This window comes from Micromonospora sp. NPDC000663, from assembly GCF_042898105.1.
GTDB lineage: Bacteria > Actinomycetota > Actinomycetes > Mycobacteriales > Micromonosporaceae > Micromonospora.
In genome coordinates this window covers 762254-779562 of the sequence record NZ_JBIAYR010000001.1, presented here as the reverse complement: position 1 = coordinate 779562, position 17309 = coordinate 762254, and the positions used below count along the sequence as shown (strand labels likewise).

Here is a 17309-nt window from a genome sequence, read left to right as displayed (position 1 = left end):
CCCGACACGTCGGGGCGGCCACTGTCGCGCAGGGGGTCACTTACGCTTGCGGATCTCCTCGGCGGCCTGCGGGACGATCTTGAACAGGTCGCCCACCACGCCGAAGTCGGCCAGCTCGAAAATCGGCGCCTCGCCGTCCTTGTTGACCGCGACGATGGTCTTCGAGGTCTGCATGCCGGCCCGGTGCTGGATGGCACCGGAGATGCCCAGTGCCACGTAGAGCTGCGGGGAGACCGTCTTGCCGGTCTGACCCACCTGGAACTGGTGCGGGTAGAAGCCGGAGTCGACGGCCGCGCGGGACGCGCCCACGGCGCCGCCGAGCAGGTCGGCCAGCTCCTCGACCAGCTTGAAGTTGTCGGCGTTGCCGACACCGCGGCCGCCGGAGACGACCACGCCGGCCTCGGTCAGCTCGGGGCGGGAGCCCTTCTGCTCGGCGACCCGCTCGACGACCCTGGCCAGCTTGTCGGTGTCGGTGACCGACACGGTGAGCTGCTCGATCGCCGGGGTGGCGGCGGCCGGGCTCGGGGTGAGCGAGTTGGGTCGCACGGTGACCAGCGGCAGGCCCTTGGTGACCTTGGACTTGACGATCGTGGAACCGGCGAAGGCCACCTGGGTGGCGGTGCCGTCGGCGTCCAGGCCGACGACGTCGGTCAGGATGCCGTTGTCCAGCTTGACGGCGAGGCGGGCGGCGATCTCCTTGCCCTCCTGGGCCGACGCCAGCAGCACGGCCGCCGGCTGCACCCGCTGGACCAGCTCGGCCAACACGCTGGCCTTGGGGGCCACCAGGTAGCCGTCGATCTCGTCACCCTCGGCGGCGTAGATCTTCTCCGCGCCGTACTCGCCCAGCTTGCCGCTCAGCGCCTCGGCCGCGCCGGCGCCGCCGAGCACGACCGCGCTGGGCGTGCCCAGCTCACGGGCGAGGGTGAGCATCTCCAGGGTGACCTTCTTGACGCCGAATTCCTTTGTGGCTTCGACGACGACGAGAACCTCAGACATGTCCAGACCCGCTCTCACACGAACTTCTCGGTGGCGAGGAACTCGACCAGCTTGACGCCGCCCTCGCCCTCGTCGGTGATCTTGGCGCCGCCGGAGCGCGGCGGACGCTTGGAGTGTTCGACCACGGCGCTGGTGGCGCCGTCGAAGCCCACCTCGGTCGGCGCGACGCCGAGGTCCGCCAGGGAGAAGGTCTGCACCGGCTTCTTCTTGGCGGCCATGATCCCCTTGAACGACGGGTACCGCGGCTCGTTGATGGTGTCCCAGACGGAGACCACGGCCGGCGTGGAGGCGGTGACGACCTCGTAGCCCTCCTCGGTCTGCCGCTCGACGGTGAGCGTGCCGCCGTCGACGGTGAGCTTGCGGGCGCCGGTGAGCGCCGCGACACCGAGCCGCTCGGCGATCATGTGCGGCATGACCTGAACCCGGCCGTCGGTGGACTCCGCGCCGCAGATCACCAGGTCGGCGTTGAGCTGACCGAGCGCGGCGGCGAGCACCTTCGAGGTGGCCACCGCGCAGGACCCGTGCAGGGCGTCGTCCACCACGTGCACGGCCTTGTCGGGGCCCATGGAGAGCGCCTTGCGGATCGACTCGGTCGCCCGGTCCGGACCCATGGTCAGGACGGTGACCTCGCCACCGTGCGCCTCCTTGATCTTCAGCGCCTCCTCGATGGCGTACTCGTCCATCTCATTGATCACGTTGTTCGCCGAACCGCGGTCGACGGTGTTGTCGTCATTGCGCAGGTTGCGGTCCGCGCCCGAATCAGGCACCTGCTTGACGAGTACGACGATATTCATCGCGCTTCGACGACCCTCCTGTGTGGTGATGCGATTTCGCTCGCCCGGTCTGGGCCGCAGCGTCGCGCGTCGGTCGACGTCTGGTCAACCGCGGGCTGTTGTGCGGTGGCCCACGACACAATGTTACCTGCCAGTAGGTTGCGGCTCCCGGGCACTCAGAGTGACACAGCTCACCGACACCCGCGCGGTCAGGCCGACTCGGCCAACGCGCCCCGGATCCGGTCGATGACCGCCGCCTCCGCCGGCGCCATCCCGTTGTGCGCCCGGGCCGCACGGTCCGCCGCCGTCAACACCACCGAGCGGTACGTCTCGACGTCCGCCGGCGCCTTCTCCCGCAGGATCCGGACCGCCCCGGTGAGCGCCGGAAAAACCACCGACTCGATCCCCAACTCGGAGTCGCGGGGCAGCCGGGGCAGCGGGCCCGTCGTCAACGCCTCCTTGACCACACCGCTGGCACCGACCAACACGCCGGAGGCGGCGAAGCTCTCCCGGAACACCGCCACCATCCCCGGATCGGCGTTCGAGACCAGCAGGACGGCACCGAAGGCGCCGGTCTTGAGGGTCAACCGCTCCTCGTCCGTCAACCGCTGCTCCATGATCACGGAGTGTAGACGTACGGGGTGGTGGTGGTGACCGGGACGAGACCGAGACGTTGCAGGATGGGCCGGCTGTCCTCGGACGCGTCGACCTGCAACAGCGTCCGACCCCGCTGGTCGGCCAGCCGGGCCCGGTAGGTGACAAGCGCCCGGTAGATGCCCCTGCGACGCCACTGCGGCAGGGTCGAGCCGCCCCAGAGGGTGGCGAAGCCTGTGTTCGCCGGGAAACGCACCCAACCCGCGCTCACCACCGTCCCGTCCGCCTCGGCCACCACGACGGTGATCGAATGCCTGTCGGCGTCGATCTCCTTGGCCAGCCCCCACACGAGGTGCGAGCGGTCCTCCTGCCAGACCTCCTCCTCCATGGCGGCGATCCGCTCCAGGTCCTCCCGGGAGGTCACCTCACGCAGGCGTACCCCCTCGGGTGGGACAGGCAGCGCGGCGGCCAGCGGCGCGACCGGCCCGATCACGACGGTCTCCCGCTCCTCCGGCACGAAGCCGGCGGCGCGCAGGCGGTCGGGCAGATCCGCCGGCTCGTCGTGCTCGTTGAGCTTCCACTCGACGGACTGGCCACGCTCGCGGAACAGCCGCACCTGCCGGGCGATCAGTTCGTCGAGCTCGGTGCCGGACAGCCCGCCCAGGTCGCGGTAGGTGAGGAATCCACCCGCGTCCAGCCCCACGATCCGGACCAGCGGCCCGTCCCGCTCCACAGTCACACCGGCCGGGACCGGGTCGGGGATCTCCGGACGGAGTTGGTTGTCGTAGGCGGCCCGCAAGGTCTGTACGTCGAGATCAGTCACCGGCCCAGGCTAAGTCGGAGGGGAAGCGAATAATCGGCACCGTGTGGAAGACGATCAGGCGGTGGTTCGACCCGGCGGAGCTGGGTTCGGTCGGTGAGACGCCGGACTACCGGTTCTCCCTGGCCAACGAACGGACCTTCCTCGCCTGGTTGCGCACCGGGCTGGCGCTGGTCGGCGGCGGGCTGGCCGCCGCGCAGTTCCTGCCACCCCTGCCGATGGGCCACCTGCGGGAGGTGATCGCTGTGGCGTTGCTGCTGCTCGGCGCGGCGGTCGCGATCCGTGCGGTGGATCACTGGGCACGTACCGAGCGGGCCATCCGGCTCGGTGAGGAACTGCCCGCGTCCCGGTTCCCCGCCATCCTGGCCCTCACCGTCGGCGTCGGCGCGTTGCTGCTGGTTGCCGCCGTCCTGCTGCGGGCGATCGGCGGGCGTTGAGCACCGGACGCGACCCAGGGCTGCAACCGGAGCGGACCCGGCTGGCCTGGCGGCGAACCCTGCTCACGGTCACGGTGGTGACAGTGCTCGCCGTCCGGCTGGCGTCGACCGGAGGCCCGACCGGGGCGCTGGTCGCCGGGGTCGCCGTCCTGCTGTGGGGCGCCCTGCTGGTGCTCTGCTGGCCGCGCGGCACCGGCACCGGCCCCGCGCGCACCGGCGGTCGGACCCTGTCCCTGGTCGCGCTCGGCACCGTGGGATTCGCACTACTGGGGGTGCTGCTGGTGCTTCACGGACTGGGGTGACGGGAAACGGTGCGCCATGATGGGTGCATGGCCCGGCTTGGCGTACTCCTCTTCCTGGTGCAGATCGTCCTCGCGGTCTGCGCGCTGATCAGCTGTCTCTCCGCCGAGGAGGGGCAGATCCGTGCCCTGCCCCGGATCGCCTGGGTGCTGATCATCTTGTTCTTCCCGCTGATCGGCTCGATCGCCTGGTTCATCGTCGGCCGCGAGCCCGGCCCCGGCGCCCGCAAGGGCTGGCCCGGCGGCGTCTCGTCGCCCGAACGGCAGCGCCCCCGGCCGGTCGCGCCGGACGACGACCCCGAGTTCCTCCGCTCCGTGCAGGAACGCGCCCAGCAGCAGGACCAGGAACTGTTCCGCCGCTGGGAAGAGGATCTGCGCCGGCGTGAGGACGACCTGCGCCGCCGCGACGGTGAGCCACCGCGTGAGGGCGACCGGCCCGAGGTGTGAGCGCGCCGCCGCCACCCCGCCCGGGGCGACGGCGGCGGCGGGTGCGACTCAGGCCAGGTTCGACGAGCGGGGGTACGCGTCGGTCGGGTCGGTGAGCACGTTCACCAGGTACGGCACACCGGAGTCGAACGCCCGCTGCAACGCCGGCCCCAGGTCGGCGGCCTTCGCGACCGTCTCCCCCGCCCCGCCCAGCGCGCTGACCACCGTGTCGTAGCGCAGCTCCGGCTGGAGGTCGGCGGCCACGTCGTAGCCGTACATGGCCCGCATCGGGTGCTTCTCCAGCCCCCAGATGCCGTTGTTGCCGACCACGATCACCACGGGCAGTTTCTGGCGGACCAGCGACTCGACGTCCATCAGCGAGAAGCCGGCCGCGCCGTCGCCCATCAGCACGCAGATCTGCCGGTCCGGGTGGCTGACCCGGGCGCCCATCGCGTAGCCCATGCCGGTGCCCAGGCACCCGTACGGGCCCGGGTCCAGCCAGGTGCCGGGCTGCGCGGGCTCCAGGTAGCGACCGGCGTACGAGACGAAGTCACCGCCGTCGCCGATGGTGATCGCGTCGCGGGCCAGCACCCGGCGCAGTTCGCCGTAGATGCGCGCCGGGCGGATCGGGTCGGTCTCGGCGGCCATCTCCTGCGCGTCGCGGGCCCTGGCGGCGTCCTCGGCGGTGCGCAGGTCCGCGATCCAGTCGCTGTGGTCGGCCCGGTCACCGGAGTGGTCGGCAAGCGCGGACAGGATCAGGCGCAGGTCGCCGGCGGGTGCGGCGGCCGGCTGCACGTGCGCGGCGCGCTGACTGGGCGCGTCGACGATGTGCACCACCTTGGCGTCGCCGAAGTCACCGAAGCTGAGCCGGAAGTCCAGCGGGGTGCCGACCACCACGACCACGTCGGCGCCGGAGAGCGCTGCCCGACGGGCCTTGGCGAAGGAGAGCGGGTGCTCCGGCGGGAGCGAGCCGCGACCCATGCCGTTCGTGAAGACCGGCACCTGCAACGCCTCGGCCGCCTCGCGCAGGGCGGCGACCGCGTCACCCGCGTACACGTCCGAGCCGGCGATGACGACAGGTCGTTGCGCCGCGGCGATCAGCAGAGCGGCGCGGCCGACCTCGTCCGGGTCGGGCACGACCGGGTCGACGCCCGCCACGGCGGGCAGCTCGACCTCGGCGACGGAGAAGACAGTCTCCAGGGGGAAGTCGAGGAACGCCGGGCCGCGGTGCGGGGTGAGCGCGGCGGTGAGCGCGGCGCCCACCGCGCGCGGGATGTCGTCGGTGCTGAACACCGTTTCGGCGTGCTTGGTGACCGGGGCGACAAGCGGCAGGTGGTCCATCTCCTGGAGGCTGCCCGAGCCCCAGCGGAACGCGGGCGCCCTGCCCCCCAGCACCAGCACCGGGGAGGCGTTGAAGAAGGCGCTGGTCATGCCGGAGATGCCGTTGGTGACGCCGGGGCCGGCGGTGAGCACGGCGAGGCCGGGGCGGCGCTGGAGCTTGGCCACCGCCTCGGCGGCGAAGACCGCGGACTGCTCGTGCCGGACGTCGTAGATCGGGAAGTCGGTCTTGTGCGCGGCGTCGTAGAGGGGGAAGACGTGCCCGCCGGACAGCGTGAACATCTCCCGTACGCCGTGCGCGCGTAGCGCCGCCAGCGCCAACTCTCCGCCGTGACCCTCGATCCGCTCCGTCATTCGCCGCTCCCCTTCGTCCCTCGTGACCGAGGCCCCACGCTACTGGCCGGTAGGAACAATGTGAACCGTTCTCGACTAATCGTCAGCGGCCGGTGAAGTCCGGCTTGCGCTTCTCCACGAAGGCCGTCATGCCCTCACGCCTGTCGTCGGTGGCGAACAACGCCGCGAAGAGCTGACTCTCCCAGGCCAGGCCCGAGTTCAGGTCCATGTCCAGGCCGCCGTCCACAGCCAGCTTCGCCGCGCGCAGCGCCTGCACCGGACCGGTCAGGTACGGCTTCACGTACGCGACAGCTGCCTCGTAGACCTCGGCGGCAGGTACCACCCGGTCGGCCAGGCCGATCCGCAACGCCTCCTCGGCGTCGACCATCCGACCCGTCATGATCAGATCCTTGGCGCGGGCCGGGCCGACCAGGCGAGCCAGCCGCTGGGTGCCGCCCGCGCCGGGGATGATGCCGAGCTTGATCTCCGGCTGGCCGAGCTTGGCGTCCTCGGCCACGATCCGCCAGTCGCAGGCAAGCGCCAGCTCGCACCCGCCACCGAGGGCGTACCCGGTGATCGCGGCGACCACCGGCTTGGGGATCCGGGCGATCGCGCCGAGCGCGCTTGACAGGTTCGCGGCCCGGTCGGCCATGTCCACGTAGGACATCTCGGCCATCTGCTTGATGTCCGCTCCGGCGGCGAAGACCTTCTCCCCGCCGTACACCATGACGGCGCGGACCCCGGGGTCGTCGGTGGCCGCCGTGGCGGCGGCGCGCAACTCCTCCTGCACCTGGGTGTTGAGCGCGTTCATCGGCGGCCGCTCCAGCCGGATGGTGCCGATGCCGTCAGTGGTCTCCAGCCGAACGAAGTCGCCCACGCTGCCCTCACTTCCTCGTCGAAGTCGCGTGCCAACCTTACGACCCGGCTCGTTTGGGTAAGTAGTGTGGTGTCAGCCCCGCGGGCGGGAGTCCAGCCATGATCACGTATTACGACGACAGGTCGGTGCAGGTCACCTCCACCGCCGTCCGGGTGGACGGCCGTAGCTACCCACTGGCCGAGATCACCATGGTCTGGCACCGTCGGGGCACCCGCTCATGGCGGGTGCTCGTCGGCCGGGGCGCGATCGGCGCCGCACTGGCCGGCCCGCTGATCGCCGCGGTACTCGGCATCGCCGTGGCCGTCTGGCTGCACCGCTCCCCCACCGTGACGATCGCGATCGTCGGCGCGTCGGTGCTCGTCGGGCTGGCCGTCGGGCCGGTCGCCGACTTCCTCTTCGAACACCTGGACCGCTCGTACGCCCGGGGCAGCCGCCAACTGGAGATGTGGGCCCGCTGGCGTGGCCAGCCGGTACGGCTGCTGCGCACCGGCGACTCGCTGCGCTTCGGTCAGATCTACCGGGCGGTGCAGCGCGCGGTCGAGCACACCAACCCGGCCCGCCCGGCCAGCCGACGCTAGCCGACCAGCCTGCGGGCGTTCTGCGCCGCCGTCGCGGCGGCGGAGGAACGCGCGGGGCGGGTTGCCCGCCGGTGGTTAGGCTTAGTGATGACCCTCTATTACCGGGACGACGCGGTGCAGGTGACCTCCGAGTCGATTCGTTCGGGTGGTTACGTGGTCGCCCTCTCCGACGTGACGTACGTCTGGCACGCGCGCGGTCCGAAGACGCTCGCGGTGCGCGGCCGGGTGCTCGGTCGCGGTGTCCTGGTGCTGCTGCTCTCGCTGCCGCCGCTTGTCGCGCTGATCTGCGTCGTCTCGCTGGTCTGGTCGGCGCAGGAACGCGGCAACTGGAAGGTGACGCTTGTCGTCCTCGCCGCCTTCGCGGTGGGCGCGTTGGCGTCGATCCCGTTCCTGGAGATTCCCCTCGGGTGGCTGGACCGCTCCTACGAACGCGGCAGCCACGTGCACGAACTGTGGGTGCAGCACCACGGCCGGGAGGATCTGCTGCTACGCACGCCTGACGCGCTGCGGTTCGGCCAGATCTACAGGGCCGTGCAGCGCGCCGTCGAACAGCAGGGCGACCATCGATGACCGGTCAGCTCAACGGCAGGGTGGTGGCGATCGGCCAGCCCACCAGGACGGCGCCGAGGGTGGCCAGCAGCCAGCGCGGGACCGCGTACCGCCGTAGTACCGCCGCCCATGCGGCGTGCCAGCCGAGCAGGAACACGAACAGCGGGACCACCAGGAGCACGAACCCGGGCGCCAGACCGACAAGCGCCGACCCGGTCAGCACCAGCACGGTGACCGCTACGACCAGCAGGTGCCGACCGGCCCGGCCGACGGCGACCACCTCGACGCCGAGCAGGAACAACAGGCAGGAGGCGACCACCAGCGGGAGCAGCCACCAGCGGGCGCCCACCGGCAGCGCCGACGTCAGCCCGAGGTGGATCGGCAGCGCGACGGAGAGGACCGCGTACCCGGTCAGGGCAAGGGCGGCGACCACGGCCCGGGCCGCGACCAGGGGCCGGGCGGCCACGGCCTGGCCGGATCCCGACGTGGGGGTCGCCTGTCGCCCGCCCGGCAACCACCTGCGCCCGGCAAGCACCAGCAGGCCGGTGACCAGCAGGAATACGGTGACGTAGCCGCCCACTGCGAGTGGCATACGGGCAGTGGGCAGCACCGCGGCGGCGACCGCGCCGACACCAGCGGCGACGGCAGCCAACCCGAGCAGCGCCGGACCGGCCTCGACGAGGCCCGGCAGGCGGCCCGCTGTCGCGGGCACCGGATCGGCCGGCGGGCCGCCGGTGGGCCTTCGAGGCAGCAGCAGGGCGGCGAGCGGAACCACACCGACCCCGAACGCGACAAGCAGCAGCGCCGCTCCGGCGAGCCGGACGAGCGGCCGTGGCGCGGCGGTTCCGTCGAGGCTGGGCAGCCAGTTGACGATCTCCTCGTGGGTGCGCGGGGCGAACAGCACCGAGATGTGCTCCACGCCCGGTACCACCACCGCCGGTCGCCGGCCCACCGCCGCACCCCGTTGAACCGCGTCCTCGGCGGCACGCCGGAAACCGGGGAACTCCAAGCCGCCGACGATCAGCAGCAACCGCGTCGGTCGGCCCGGGGGCAGTTCGCCGGCGTCGGGCAGCGAGATCGCCACCGTTTGGGCGATCTCCGGGTGCCCGGCCGCGTAGCGGGTGACCGCCCCGGCGCCCATCGAGTGCCCGACAAGCGCGATGTGGTCCGGGTCCACGTCCGGCCGGGACCGCAGGTACCCGACCGCGACGTCCAGGTCGGCGGCGAGCGTCGTGTCGGAGGTGGCGCTGTCGAGCCGCGCCGGGTTGGAGCCGTGCCCCGCGAAGTCGACGAGCAGCGTGACCGCCCCCCGACGGGCGACGCTGTCGGCGATCGGGCGCATCAGGCGGGCCGAGCCGGCGAAGCCGTGCGCGACGACCACACCGGGACGCCGGACGTCGGGCGTCGGCAGCTCGGCGCGCACCTCGGTCAACGGCACACCGTCGACGGTGAGGTGGCGGACGGTGAGGCCGGCGTCGGCGCGTACCAGAACCAGCGTGCCCAGTGCGGCGGCGACCGCCGCGACCACGGCCAGCAGGACGGCGGCCGGGTTGCTCGGACGACGGTGCGGCGAGGGTGCCGGCATCCCGGCACCCTACCGCCGCGGGCGGCCCCGCAGGTGACGCCGGACGAGCGGTTAGGGCGCGGGCGACGCACACTGGATTCCATGGCGATCCCCCTCCCCACACCGGCCGCGATGGTCGGCCTGACCCGTTCCGCCGTCGACCAGGCGCTCGGCTCGGCGGCCTCGCTCGCCACCGTGCCGGCCCGCGCGTTCGCGGTGCTGGACGGCGTGGAAGCCCTGCTCACCCGGATCAACGGCGTGGTGGACCGGATCGAGGAGACCCTGGACCGGACCGACCGGGTGCTCACCGACGCCGAAGCGGCGGTGCGTGAGGTGGCGGTCATCAGCGCCGCCGCGACCACCGCCATCGACACCGCGACCGAGGTGGCGACCGCCGCCGCCGTCGTGGTCCGGGAAGCCGACCAGGTCGCCCGGCTGGCCGCCACGGTCGTCACCGAGGCCGACGCGGTGGCGGGCAGCGCCGCGACGACCGTGGGCACCGCGACGCAGGCGGCGGCCACCGCCGCGGAACTGTTGTCGGCGTACGAGCCGGCGCTGCGCCGTGCCGCCCCGATGGCCGGGAGGTTCGTCGAGGAACTGAGCCACGAGGAGATCACCGCGGCGATCCACCTCATCGACGAACTGCCGAAGCTCAAGGAACACCTGACGGCCGACATCCTGCCGATCCTTGCCACCCTGGACCGGGTCGGACCGGACCTGCACGACCTGCTCGACGTCACCCGTGACCTCAAGCTCGCCGTCGCAGGCATCCCCGGCCTGGGCATGCTGCGTCGCCGAGGTGAGCGGCTCGGCGAGGAACCCGTCGGCTGAGCCGGGCGAGGGTCAGCCCCTCGCGTACAGCTCGTCGATCTCGGCGCGGGAAGGCAGCGCCACCGACGCGCCGAGTCGGCGGACGCAGGCGGCGCCGGCGGCCGACGCCCAGCGCACCGCGTCGGCCAGGTCACGCCCCTCGCCCCAGCCGACGGCGAGCGCGGCGGTGAACGCGTCGCCCGCCGCCGTGGAGTCGACCACGTCGACCTGGAACGCGGGTACGTGCAGGTCGGCGCCGTCCCGGTCGACGTACCAGGCGCCCGCCCCGCCGTGGGTGAGCACGGCCCGGGGCACCAGGTCGAGCAGCGCCCGCGGCTCCTCCCGGCCCCGGCCGGTGAGGGCCTGCGCCTCGCCCTCGTTGACGACAAGCAGGTCCACCGCCGCGAGCAGCTCCGGTGGGAGGTCCCGGGCCGGCGCGGCGTTCAGGATGACGCGCGTGCCGGCGGCCCGGGCGGCAGTCGCGGCGGTGGTCACCGTCTGCACCGGGATCTCCAGCTGGGCGACCAGGACGTCGGCCCCGCGTACCGTCGCCAACTCCTCGTCGGTGAGGCCGACCAGCGCGTCGTTCGCGCCGGGGGTGACCACTATGGCGTTCTCCCCCTGGGCGTTGACCATCACGAGGGCGACCCCGGAGGTGCCGTAGGCGACCCGCAGCTGGGCGGTGTCCACGCCGGCCGCGGTGATCCGCGCCCTGAGCGTGACGCCGAACGCGTCGGATCCGATCGCGCCGAGGAAGGCGCAGGAGGCGCCGGCCCGCGCCGCCGCGACCGCCTGGTTGGCGCCCTTTCCGCCGGGCACCATCACGAAGTCGGTGCCGAGCATCGTCTCGCCCAGCCGGGGCAGCGAGGGTGCCATCGCGACCAGGTCCATGTTGGCGCTGCCCACCACGACCACCCGGGTCTGGGACACGTCAGGCCCTCCGCCCGGTCAGCTGGCCCGTGCGGTGTAGCGGCCGCCCGACCGCTCGACCACCAGCGGCAGGCCGAAGGTCTTGGAGAGGTTGTCGCCGGTGAGCGTCTCGGCCAGCAGGCCCTGGGCGACGACCGCGCCCTCGCGCAGCAGCAACGCGTGGGTGAACCCGGGCGGGATCTCCTCCACGTGGTGGGTGACCAGCACCAGGGCCGGCGCGTCCGGGTCGTACGCCAGTTCGGCGAGACGGGCGACCAGGTCCTCGCGACCACCCAGGTCGAGCCCGGCGGCCGGCTCGTCGAGCAGCAGCAGCTCCGGGTCGGTCATCAGGGCACGGGCGATCTGCACCCGCTTGCGTTCGCCCTCGGAGAGGGTGCCGTAGCGGCGCTCGGCGAGGCCGCCGATGCCGAGCTGACTGAGCAGGGCCCGCGCCCGCGCCTCGTCACCGCGCTCGTAGCTCTCCCGCCAGCGGCCGACCACCGACCAGGCGGCCGTCACGACCACGTCGCTGACCTGCTCGTCGGCGGGCAGCCGCTCGGCGAGGGCGGCGGTGGAGAGCCCGATCCGGGTACGCAGCTCGTTGATGTCGGTGCGGCCGATCCGCTCGCCGAGCACGTGCGCGACACCTGTGGTGGGGTGCAACCGGCCGGCGGCGAGGTTGAGCAGTGTCGTCTTGCCGGCCCCGTTGGGCCCGAGCACGACCCAGCGTTCGTCCAACTCCACCCGCCAGGTCAGGTCCTGCAACAGCGCGGTGCCGGACCTGCGTACGCCGACGCCGTCGAGGCTGACCACCAGATCCGGGTCCACGGTAGCGGCGCCGGAGGTGGTGTCGGCAGCGCCGGGGATCAGGTCACCAGTCACCACTCCATCCAACCACGCAACGTCGCGGCGCCCCCCACGGGCGGCGCCCCGGCCGTAGGGTGGGGCACCGTGTCGTTGATCACCACACCCGGAGGACGACCCATGCTCGGTCGGGGTACGGAGCCGCGCGGATGAGCGCGGTCATCGAGATCGAGGGCCTACGGAAGACCTTCCGCAGCCTGCGCGGCGGCAAACGGGTGGCGGTCGACGGGTTCGACCTGCTGGTCGAGGAGGGTCAGATCCACGGCTTCCTGGGGCCGAACGGCTCAGGCAAGACCACCACCCTGCGCGCCCTGCTCGGGCTGGTCCGGGCCGACGGCGGGCGGATGAGCGTGCTCGGCGAGCCGTCGCCGGAACTGCTGCCCCGGGTGGCGGCCCAGGTCGGCGCCATCGTGGAGAGCCCGCAGTTCTTCGGCAACTTCACCGGGTACCGCACGTTGCGGCTGCTGGCCCGCGCCGGTGGGGTACCGGTGTCGCGGGTGGACGAGGCGCTGGATCTGGTGGGTCTGCGCGACCGGGGTGACGAGCGGGTGAAGGGTTACTCGCTGGGCATGAAGCAACGCCTGGCTGTGGCGTCGGCGCTGTTGAAGGATCCTCGGCTGCTCATCCTCGACGAGCCGGCGAACGGTCTGGACCCGGCAGGCATCCGGGAGATGCGGGACCTGATGCGGTCGCTGGCGGCGTCCGGGGTGACAGTGCTGGTGTCCAGCCACATCCTGGGCGAGATCCAGCTGATCTGCGACCACGTCACGATCATCTCGCGGGGGCGGCGGGTGGCGACCGGCCGGGTGGACGAGGTGCTGGCCGGCCATGACCGGCACGAGTTCCTGGTCCGGGTGGCCGAGCCGGAGCGCGCCGTCGAGCTGCTGCGGGCGGCCGGACTGGTGGTGGCCGTCGACGCGGGGGCGCTTGTGGTGGGCGGGGTCACCGACTCGACAGTCATCAGCCGGGTGCTCGGCGAGCAGGGGCTGTGGGTGGGTGAGTTGACACCGTTGCGGCCGGATCTGGAGAGCGTCTTCCTGGAGCTGACCGGGGCCGGCGAGCATCCGTCGGCGCCCCGCCAGGTCGACCGTGCGACGCCCCTGCCGGACGCCGACGGCGACCTGATCGATCTCGACGTACGGGGAGTGGACGCGTGAACCTCATCGCTGCCGAGGTGGAGCGGCTGTCCGCGCGCCGTTTCGTGCAGTTGATGGTCGTCCTGCTGGTGCTGGCGTTCGGTGTCACCGCGGCGACCACGCTTGCCGGCTCGCACAAGCCCAGCGCCGACGAGGTGGCCTCGGCGCGGGCGAAGGCGGTCGAGGCTCGCCGGGACCTGGAGCGCGCCCACCAGGCGTGCCTGGACCGGCAGAGCGGCCTGACGCCGGTGGACGAGACAGGTGCCTGGTACCCCGCGGACTGCTCGGAGTTGGACCCGCTGCGGTCCGAACGGCTGCCGGTCGCGGCCGACTTCCTGCCGGGCGTCTTCAGCTTCGCCAAGGAGGCCCAGTCGCTGCTGTACTTCCTGATCGCGTTCCTCGTGTTGTTCGGGTTCCTGGTCGGCGCCTCCTACATCGGCGCGGATCTGAACTCCGGCGGTGTGGTGAACCTGCTGCTGTGGCGTCCGCGTCGGTTGACGGTGCTCGGCGCGAAGCTGGGCACCCTGCTCGGCGGGGTGCTTGTGGTGTCGGTGGTGGCGTCGTTGTTCTATCTCGCGACGTTCTGGGTGATCGGGCAGACCGCCGGTTTGGCGGGCCGGTTGAGCGGCGACTTCTGGCGCTCCCTGGGCGCGGTGCACGGGCGGGGCCTGGTGCTTGTGCTGCTGGCCACCGCATTGGGTTTCGCCATCGCGGCGCTGGGTCGGCACACCTCGGCGGCGCTCGGCACGGTCGCCGCGTACGCGGTGGTGTGGGAGCTGGGCGGCCGTCTGGTGTTGGAGATCGTCGACGCCCGGCGGCCGGATCTGCTGATGCTCTCCAGTCACATCGGGGCGTGGCTCACCGGTGAGGCCCGGTTCTGGGACTCCCAGCTCTGCGCCGGCAGCCGGCCGGGGGTCACCTGCGAGGGCTTCTACAGCCTGACCTGGGGGCCCGCGCTGCTGGTCCTGCTCCTGATCACCGGTGGGTTGACGGTGGCGGCGTTCGCCGTGTTCCGTCGTCGCGATCTGATCTGATGCCGGCCCGTCGGGCGGCCCCGGGCTGCCCGACGGGCCCGCACAGGGCTCGGCAAGAGGTTGCAACCCGCCGTCGAGCGGTGAAATATTTCTTCACATGACCGCCCCAGCGGGCTCAGCCGACGGTGGAGCCGAACACCTCGTCGCGGACGGCGTCGAGCGCGGTGCGCAGCGCGCCGTGCAGGATCGGTTCCTCGGTCAGCCCGGTGGGCACCACCCGTGGCCGGACCAGCGTGATCGCGGCGACCTCCTGCTGCACCCGCTCGGCGAGCGCCGCGCCACCTGCCTGGCCGACCTCACCCGCGAGCACCACGAGCGGCGGATCGAGCACCACGCAGGTGCTTGCCACACCGAGCGCGAGCCGGCGGGCCAACTCGTCGAGCATCGCGCCACCGCTGGCGCCGTCGGCGACGGCGGCACGGACGGCATCGGCGGCGTCCGCGTCCGGGTACCCGTGTTCGCGGGCCACCGCCCGCACCGAGTCTCCGCCGACCAGCTGCTGGAAGGCCGGCTTGGCGCGGCGGGAGACGTCGCGGGGAATGGGCGCGCCGGGCACCGGCAGGTAGCCGATCTCTCCGGCCGCGCCGCTGCTGCCGTGGTGCAGCCGCCCACCCAGCATGATCGCCAGACCGACGCCGGCGCCCACCCAGACCAACACGAAGTCCGCGAGCCCCTGCGCGGCGCCGGACTGCGCCTCGGCGACCGCGGCCAGGTTGACGTCGTTCTCGAACACCACAGGGGTGTGCAGGTCGTCGCGCAGCGCGGCGAGCAGACCGCTGTGCCAGCGCGGCAGGTTGAAGGCGAAGGTGATGTCGCCGGTGCCGGGGTCTACCAGACCCGGCGTGCCGAGGACGATCCGCCGTACGCTGCTCAGCTGCGCCTGGGCGCTGCTCGCGGCCTGCACCACGGCGTTGTGCACCACGCCCACCGGGTCGTCGGTGTCCCGGGTGGACTGCTCCACCCGGCCGATCACGGCGCCGGTGATGTCGGCGCAGGCGGCCACCACCCGGTCCGGGCCGACGTCCACCCCGACCACGTGGGCGCTGGACGGGCGCACGGCGTAGAGCTGCGCGTTCGGCCCTCGCCCGCCGGCCTGCTCGCCGACCCGGCTGACCAGACCGCGCTCCTCCAGCCGCTCGACCAGCTGGGAGGCGGTGACCTTGGACAGCCCGGTCAGCTCCCCGAGCCGGGCGCGGGTCAGCGGGCCCCGCTCCAGGAGCAGTTCCAGTGCCGCTCGGTCGTTGAGCGCCCGCAACAGACGGGGGGTACCGGGCAGCCGGGTCGCACTCATGCCACGTCCTCTAGTTTTAGTAAACTTTGCTAACTGTAAACCGACCTGCGAACGGGTAGCCGTAGCGTAACGGCCACCCGCGGGCGGAGCGCTCGGCCGACCCGGCAGGGCGTAGACCACCGCCGGTACGAGGTTGCGACCCGCCGGCACCGAAGGAGGACGATCACGTGGGGCTGGATCCAGGACTACGTCGGCTCGCGCTGGGCACCCTGCTCGCCGCGTACCCGGGGCCGGTCCCGCCGGACTGGGCGGTCGACCTGCTGGCCGACGGGCTGGCCGGGCACACCCTGTTCGGCACGAACGTGCACGACCCGGCCCAGGTGGCGGCCAGTACCGCGGCGCTGCGCTCCGGCCGCCCGGACACGCTGATCGCCATCGACGAGGAGGGCGGCGACGTGACCCGGCTGGCGCACGCCACCGGCAGCCCGTACCCCGGCAACGCCGCCCTCGGCGCGATCGGCGACGTGGCGCTCACCCGCCGCGTCTACCACGCCATCGGCGCGGAACTGGCCGCGCTCGGCATCACCGTCAACCTCGCCCCCACTGTGGACGTGAACACCGCCGACGACAACCCGGTGATCGGCACCCGCTCGTTCGGCGCCGACCCGGTGCGGGTGGCCGCCCACTCGGCCGCCGCCGTGGCCGGCCTCCAGGCCGCCGGAGTGGCCGCCTGCGCCAAGCACTTTCCCGGTCACGGCGCGACAGTCACCGACTCGCACCACGAGCTGCCCACCGTGGACGTCCCGCCGGCTCTGCTGCGGCAGCGGGACCTGCCGCCGTTCGCCGCGGTGATCGCCGCCGGGGCGCGCGCCGTGATGACCGCGCACATCCGGGTGCCGGCGCTGACCGGCGACGGGCCGGCCACCTTCAGCCGGGCCGTGCTTGTCGACCTGCTGCGCACCGAGTACGGCTTCACCGGCACCATCATCACCGACGCGCTGGAGATGAAGGGCGCGGCGGTGGCGGCCGGTGGGGTCGGGCCGGCCGCGGTGCGGGCCCTGGCCGCCGGCGCCGACCTGCTCTGCATCGGCGCGACTGTCGACGCGGACCTCGTCGAGCGGGTGGTCGCCGAGATCGTCGACGCGCTCGGCGACGGCCGGTTGGCGACCGCCCGGGTCGAGGAGGCGGCCGGTCGTGCCGCCGCGCTCGCCGCCTGGACCCGGACCGTGGGCGCCGCGCCTCTCACCGTCGACACCGATCTGGGGTACGCGGCTGCACGCCGTGCGGTGCAGGTGGACGGAGTCCTCACCGGCCTGGGCCGCCCTCTCGTGGTGCAACTGCACACCGAGTCCACAATCGCCGAGGGGCGGGTGCCGTGGGGCCTCGGCCCACACCTGGACGGTATCGAGGAGATCCGGGTGGTGGCGGCCGAGACCGATCCGGCGACGCTGCGGGGGCTGGCCGGTGACCGGCCGATTGTGCTTGTCGGCCGTCACCTGCACCGCCTGCCCGGGGGGCCGGAGCTGATCTCCGGCCTGGCCGCCGGGCATCCGGTGACCGTTGTGGAGATGGGCTGGCCGGCACAGTGGCGTCCGGACGGCGTCCGCGCGTTCGTCACCACGTACGGCGCGAGCCACGCCAACGGGCGGGCGGCGGCCGAGGCGTTGGGGCTCGCCGGCTGAACCGTCCACCGTCCGAACGCTTGAACATGTTCAAGAACTCACCTACGCTGATGGCGTCG

The 17309-nt window shown here is 72.7% G+C and carries 19 protein-coding genes; 9 read left to right on the top strand and 10 right to left on the bottom strand.

From position 1 onward, the window contains the following. Nucleotides 1–36: 36 nt before the first annotated feature. The 4 genes from ACFY1S_RS03780 to ACFY1S_RS03765 form a co-directional block, all read right to left on the bottom strand. The gene (locus ACFY1S_RS03780) at nucleotides 37–996 is read right to left on the bottom strand and encodes an electron transfer flavoprotein subunit alpha/FixB family protein (protein ID WP_387112599.1); all 960 of its coding nucleotides are present in this window, start codon (nucleotides 994–996) and stop codon (nucleotides 37–39) included. A 14-nt stretch (nucleotides 997–1010) separates the two neighbouring features. After that, nucleotides 1011–1790 (bottom strand): electron transfer flavoprotein subunit beta/FixA family protein, encoded by a 780-nt coding sequence (locus tag ACFY1S_RS03775; protein WP_387112597.1) that lies wholly within the window; start codon nucleotides 1788–1790, stop codon nucleotides 1011–1013. A 188-nt stretch (nucleotides 1791–1978) separates the two neighbouring features. Beyond that, nucleotides 1979–2392: a hypothetical protein gene (locus tag ACFY1S_RS03770; protein ID WP_387112595.1), complete on the bottom strand. Its 414-nt coding sequence runs from the start codon at nucleotides 2390–2392 to the stop codon at nucleotides 1979–1981. Beyond that, on the bottom strand, nucleotides 2389–3186 hold the full coding sequence (locus tag ACFY1S_RS03765; protein ID WP_387112593.1) for a GNAT family N-acetyltransferase: 798 nt from the start codon (nucleotides 3184–3186) through the stop codon (nucleotides 2389–2391). Before ACFY1S_RS03765 ends, ACFY1S_RS03770 begins: the two co-directional genes overlap by 4 nt. A gap of 41 nt (nucleotides 3187–3227) precedes the next feature. Between ACFY1S_RS03765 and ACFY1S_RS03760 the strand changes: the two genes are divergently transcribed. Genes ACFY1S_RS03760 through ACFY1S_RS03750 form a run of 3 tightly spaced genes read left to right on the top strand, consistent with a single transcriptional unit; the run spans nucleotide 3228 to nucleotide 4366 of the window. Continuing rightward, nucleotides 3228–3620 (top strand): YidH family protein, encoded by a 393-nt coding sequence (locus tag ACFY1S_RS03760; RefSeq protein WP_387112591.1) that lies wholly within the window; start codon nucleotides 3228–3230, stop codon nucleotides 3618–3620. Then, nucleotides 3617–3922: a DUF202 domain-containing protein gene (locus tag ACFY1S_RS03755; RefSeq protein WP_387112589.1), complete on the top strand. Its 306-nt coding sequence runs from the start codon at nucleotides 3617–3619 to the stop codon at nucleotides 3920–3922. Before ACFY1S_RS03760 ends, ACFY1S_RS03755 begins: the two co-directional genes overlap by 4 nt. A gap of 27 nt (nucleotides 3923–3949) precedes the next feature. Then, nucleotides 3950–4366 (top strand): PLD nuclease N-terminal domain-containing protein, encoded by a 417-nt coding sequence (locus ACFY1S_RS03750; protein ID WP_387112587.1) that lies wholly within the window; start codon nucleotides 3950–3952, stop codon nucleotides 4364–4366. Nucleotides 4367–4414: 48 nt separating this feature from the next. On the opposite strand, the gene ACFY1S_RS03745 is transcribed toward ACFY1S_RS03750, so the two are convergent. Together ACFY1S_RS03745 and ACFY1S_RS03740 are read right to left on the bottom strand one after the other, a co-directional pair. After that, the gene (locus ACFY1S_RS03745; protein WP_387112585.1) at nucleotides 4415–6037 is read right to left on the bottom strand and encodes an acetolactate synthase; all 1623 of its coding nucleotides are present in this window, start codon (nucleotides 6035–6037) and stop codon (nucleotides 4415–4417) included. Between the two features lie 82 nt (nucleotides 6038–6119). Continuing rightward, nucleotides 6120–6893, bottom strand: a complete 774-nt coding sequence (locus tag ACFY1S_RS03740) for an enoyl-CoA hydratase-related protein (protein ID WP_387112583.1) — start codon at nucleotides 6891–6893, stop codon at nucleotides 6120–6122. Between the two features lie 98 nt (nucleotides 6894–6991). Here ACFY1S_RS03740 and ACFY1S_RS03735 point away from each other — a divergent pair, with 98 nt between their 5' ends. Together ACFY1S_RS03735 and ACFY1S_RS03730 are read left to right on the top strand one after the other, a co-directional pair. Then, nucleotides 6992–7471 (top strand): DUF6232 family protein, encoded by a 480-nt coding sequence (locus tag ACFY1S_RS03735; RefSeq protein WP_387112581.1) that lies wholly within the window; start codon nucleotides 6992–6994, stop codon nucleotides 7469–7471. Between the two features lie 87 nt (nucleotides 7472–7558). After that, entirely contained in the window at nucleotides 7559–8041 is a 483-nt protein-coding gene (locus ACFY1S_RS03730; RefSeq protein ID WP_387112579.1) for a DUF6232 family protein, read from the top strand. A gap of 4 nt (nucleotides 8042–8045) precedes the next feature. Here the strand turns inward: ACFY1S_RS03730 and ACFY1S_RS03725 are convergent, their stop codons facing one another. Then, a complete protein-coding gene (locus ACFY1S_RS03725; protein WP_387112577.1) occupies nucleotides 8046–9605 on the bottom strand; it encodes a dienelactone hydrolase family protein in 1560 nt (519 codons plus the stop codon). Nucleotides 9606–9686: 81 nt separating this feature from the next. Between ACFY1S_RS03725 and ACFY1S_RS03720 the strand changes: the two genes are divergently transcribed. Further along, nucleotides 9687–10415: a hypothetical protein gene (locus tag ACFY1S_RS03720; RefSeq protein ID WP_387112575.1), complete on the top strand. Its 729-nt coding sequence runs from the start codon at nucleotides 9687–9689 to the stop codon at nucleotides 10413–10415. A 12-nt stretch (nucleotides 10416–10427) separates the two neighbouring features. On the opposite strand, the gene ACFY1S_RS03715 is transcribed toward ACFY1S_RS03720, so the two are convergent. Both ACFY1S_RS03715 and ACFY1S_RS03710 read right to left on the bottom strand, forming a co-directional pair. Further along, nucleotides 10428–11324, bottom strand: a complete 897-nt coding sequence (locus tag ACFY1S_RS03715) for a ribokinase (protein WP_387112573.1) — start codon at nucleotides 11322–11324, stop codon at nucleotides 10428–10430. 18 nt (nucleotides 11325–11342) lie between these two features. Further along, a complete protein-coding gene (locus ACFY1S_RS03710; RefSeq protein ID WP_387112571.1) occupies nucleotides 11343–12185 on the bottom strand; it encodes an ABC transporter ATP-binding protein in 843 nt (280 codons plus the stop codon). A 131-nt stretch (nucleotides 12186–12316) separates the two neighbouring features. Here ACFY1S_RS03710 and ACFY1S_RS03705 point away from each other — a divergent pair, with 131 nt between their 5' ends. Together ACFY1S_RS03705 and ACFY1S_RS03700 are read left to right on the top strand one after the other, a co-directional pair. Continuing rightward, nucleotides 12317–13324, top strand: a complete 1008-nt coding sequence (locus tag ACFY1S_RS03705) for an ABC transporter ATP-binding protein (RefSeq protein WP_387112569.1) — start codon at nucleotides 12317–12319, stop codon at nucleotides 13322–13324. After that, the gene (locus ACFY1S_RS03700; RefSeq protein ID WP_387112567.1) at nucleotides 13321–14337 is read left to right on the top strand and encodes an ABC transporter permease subunit; all 1017 of its coding nucleotides are present in this window, start codon (nucleotides 13321–13323) and stop codon (nucleotides 14335–14337) included. Before ACFY1S_RS03705 ends, ACFY1S_RS03700 begins: the two co-directional genes overlap by 4 nt. 115 nt (nucleotides 14338–14452) lie before the next feature. Here the strand turns inward: ACFY1S_RS03700 and ACFY1S_RS03695 are convergent, their stop codons facing one another. Next, entirely contained in the window at nucleotides 14453–15628 is a 1176-nt protein-coding gene (locus ACFY1S_RS03695) for an ROK family protein (RefSeq protein ID WP_387112565.1), read from the bottom strand. 167 nt (nucleotides 15629–15795) lie between these two features. On the opposite strand from ACFY1S_RS03695, the gene ACFY1S_RS03690 reads away from it, so the two are divergent. After that, a complete protein-coding gene (locus ACFY1S_RS03690) occupies nucleotides 15796–17250 on the top strand; it encodes a glycoside hydrolase family 3 N-terminal domain-containing protein (protein ID WP_387112563.1) in 1455 nt (484 codons plus the stop codon). Nucleotides 17251–17309: the final 59 nt, after the last annotated feature.

What these genes read in the sequence shown, in the direction of transcription:
- ACFY1S_RS03720 (WP_387112575.1), top strand. Translation starts at nt 9,687, where the DNA reads ATGGCGATCCCCCTCCCCACACCGGCCGCGATGGTCGGCCTGACCCGT.
- ACFY1S_RS03780 (WP_387112599.1), bottom strand. Translation starts at nt 996, where the DNA reads ATGTCTGAGGTTCTCGTCGTCGTCGAAGCCACAAAGGAATTCGGCGTC.
- ACFY1S_RS03775 (WP_387112597.1), bottom strand. Translation starts at nt 1,790, where the DNA reads ATGAATATCGTCGTACTCGTCAAGCAGGTGCCTGATTCGGGCGCGGAC.
- ACFY1S_RS03695 (WP_387112565.1), bottom strand. Translation starts at nt 15,628, where the DNA reads ATGAGTGCGACCCGGCTGCCCGGTACCCCCCGTCTGTTGCGGGCGCTC.
- ACFY1S_RS03735 (WP_387112581.1), top strand. Translation starts at nt 6,992, where the DNA reads ATGATCACGTATTACGACGACAGGTCGGTGCAGGTCACCTCCACCGCC.
- ACFY1S_RS03705 (WP_387112569.1), top strand. Translation starts at nt 12,317, where the DNA reads ATGAGCGCGGTCATCGAGATCGAGGGCCTACGGAAGACCTTCCGCAGC.
- ACFY1S_RS03745 (WP_387112585.1), bottom strand. Translation starts at nt 6,037, where the DNA reads ATGACGGAGCGGATCGAGGGTCACGGCGGAGAGTTGGCGCTGGCGGCG.
- ACFY1S_RS03725 (WP_387112577.1), bottom strand. Translation starts at nt 9,605, where the DNA reads ATGCCGGCACCCTCGCCGCACCGTCGTCCGAGCAACCCGGCCGCCGTC.
- ACFY1S_RS03750 (WP_387112587.1), top strand. Translation starts at nt 3,950, where the DNA reads ATGGCCCGGCTTGGCGTACTCCTCTTCCTGGTGCAGATCGTCCTCGCG.
- ACFY1S_RS03730 (WP_387112579.1), top strand. Translation starts at nt 7,559, where the DNA reads ATGACCCTCTATTACCGGGACGACGCGGTGCAGGTGACCTCCGAGTCG.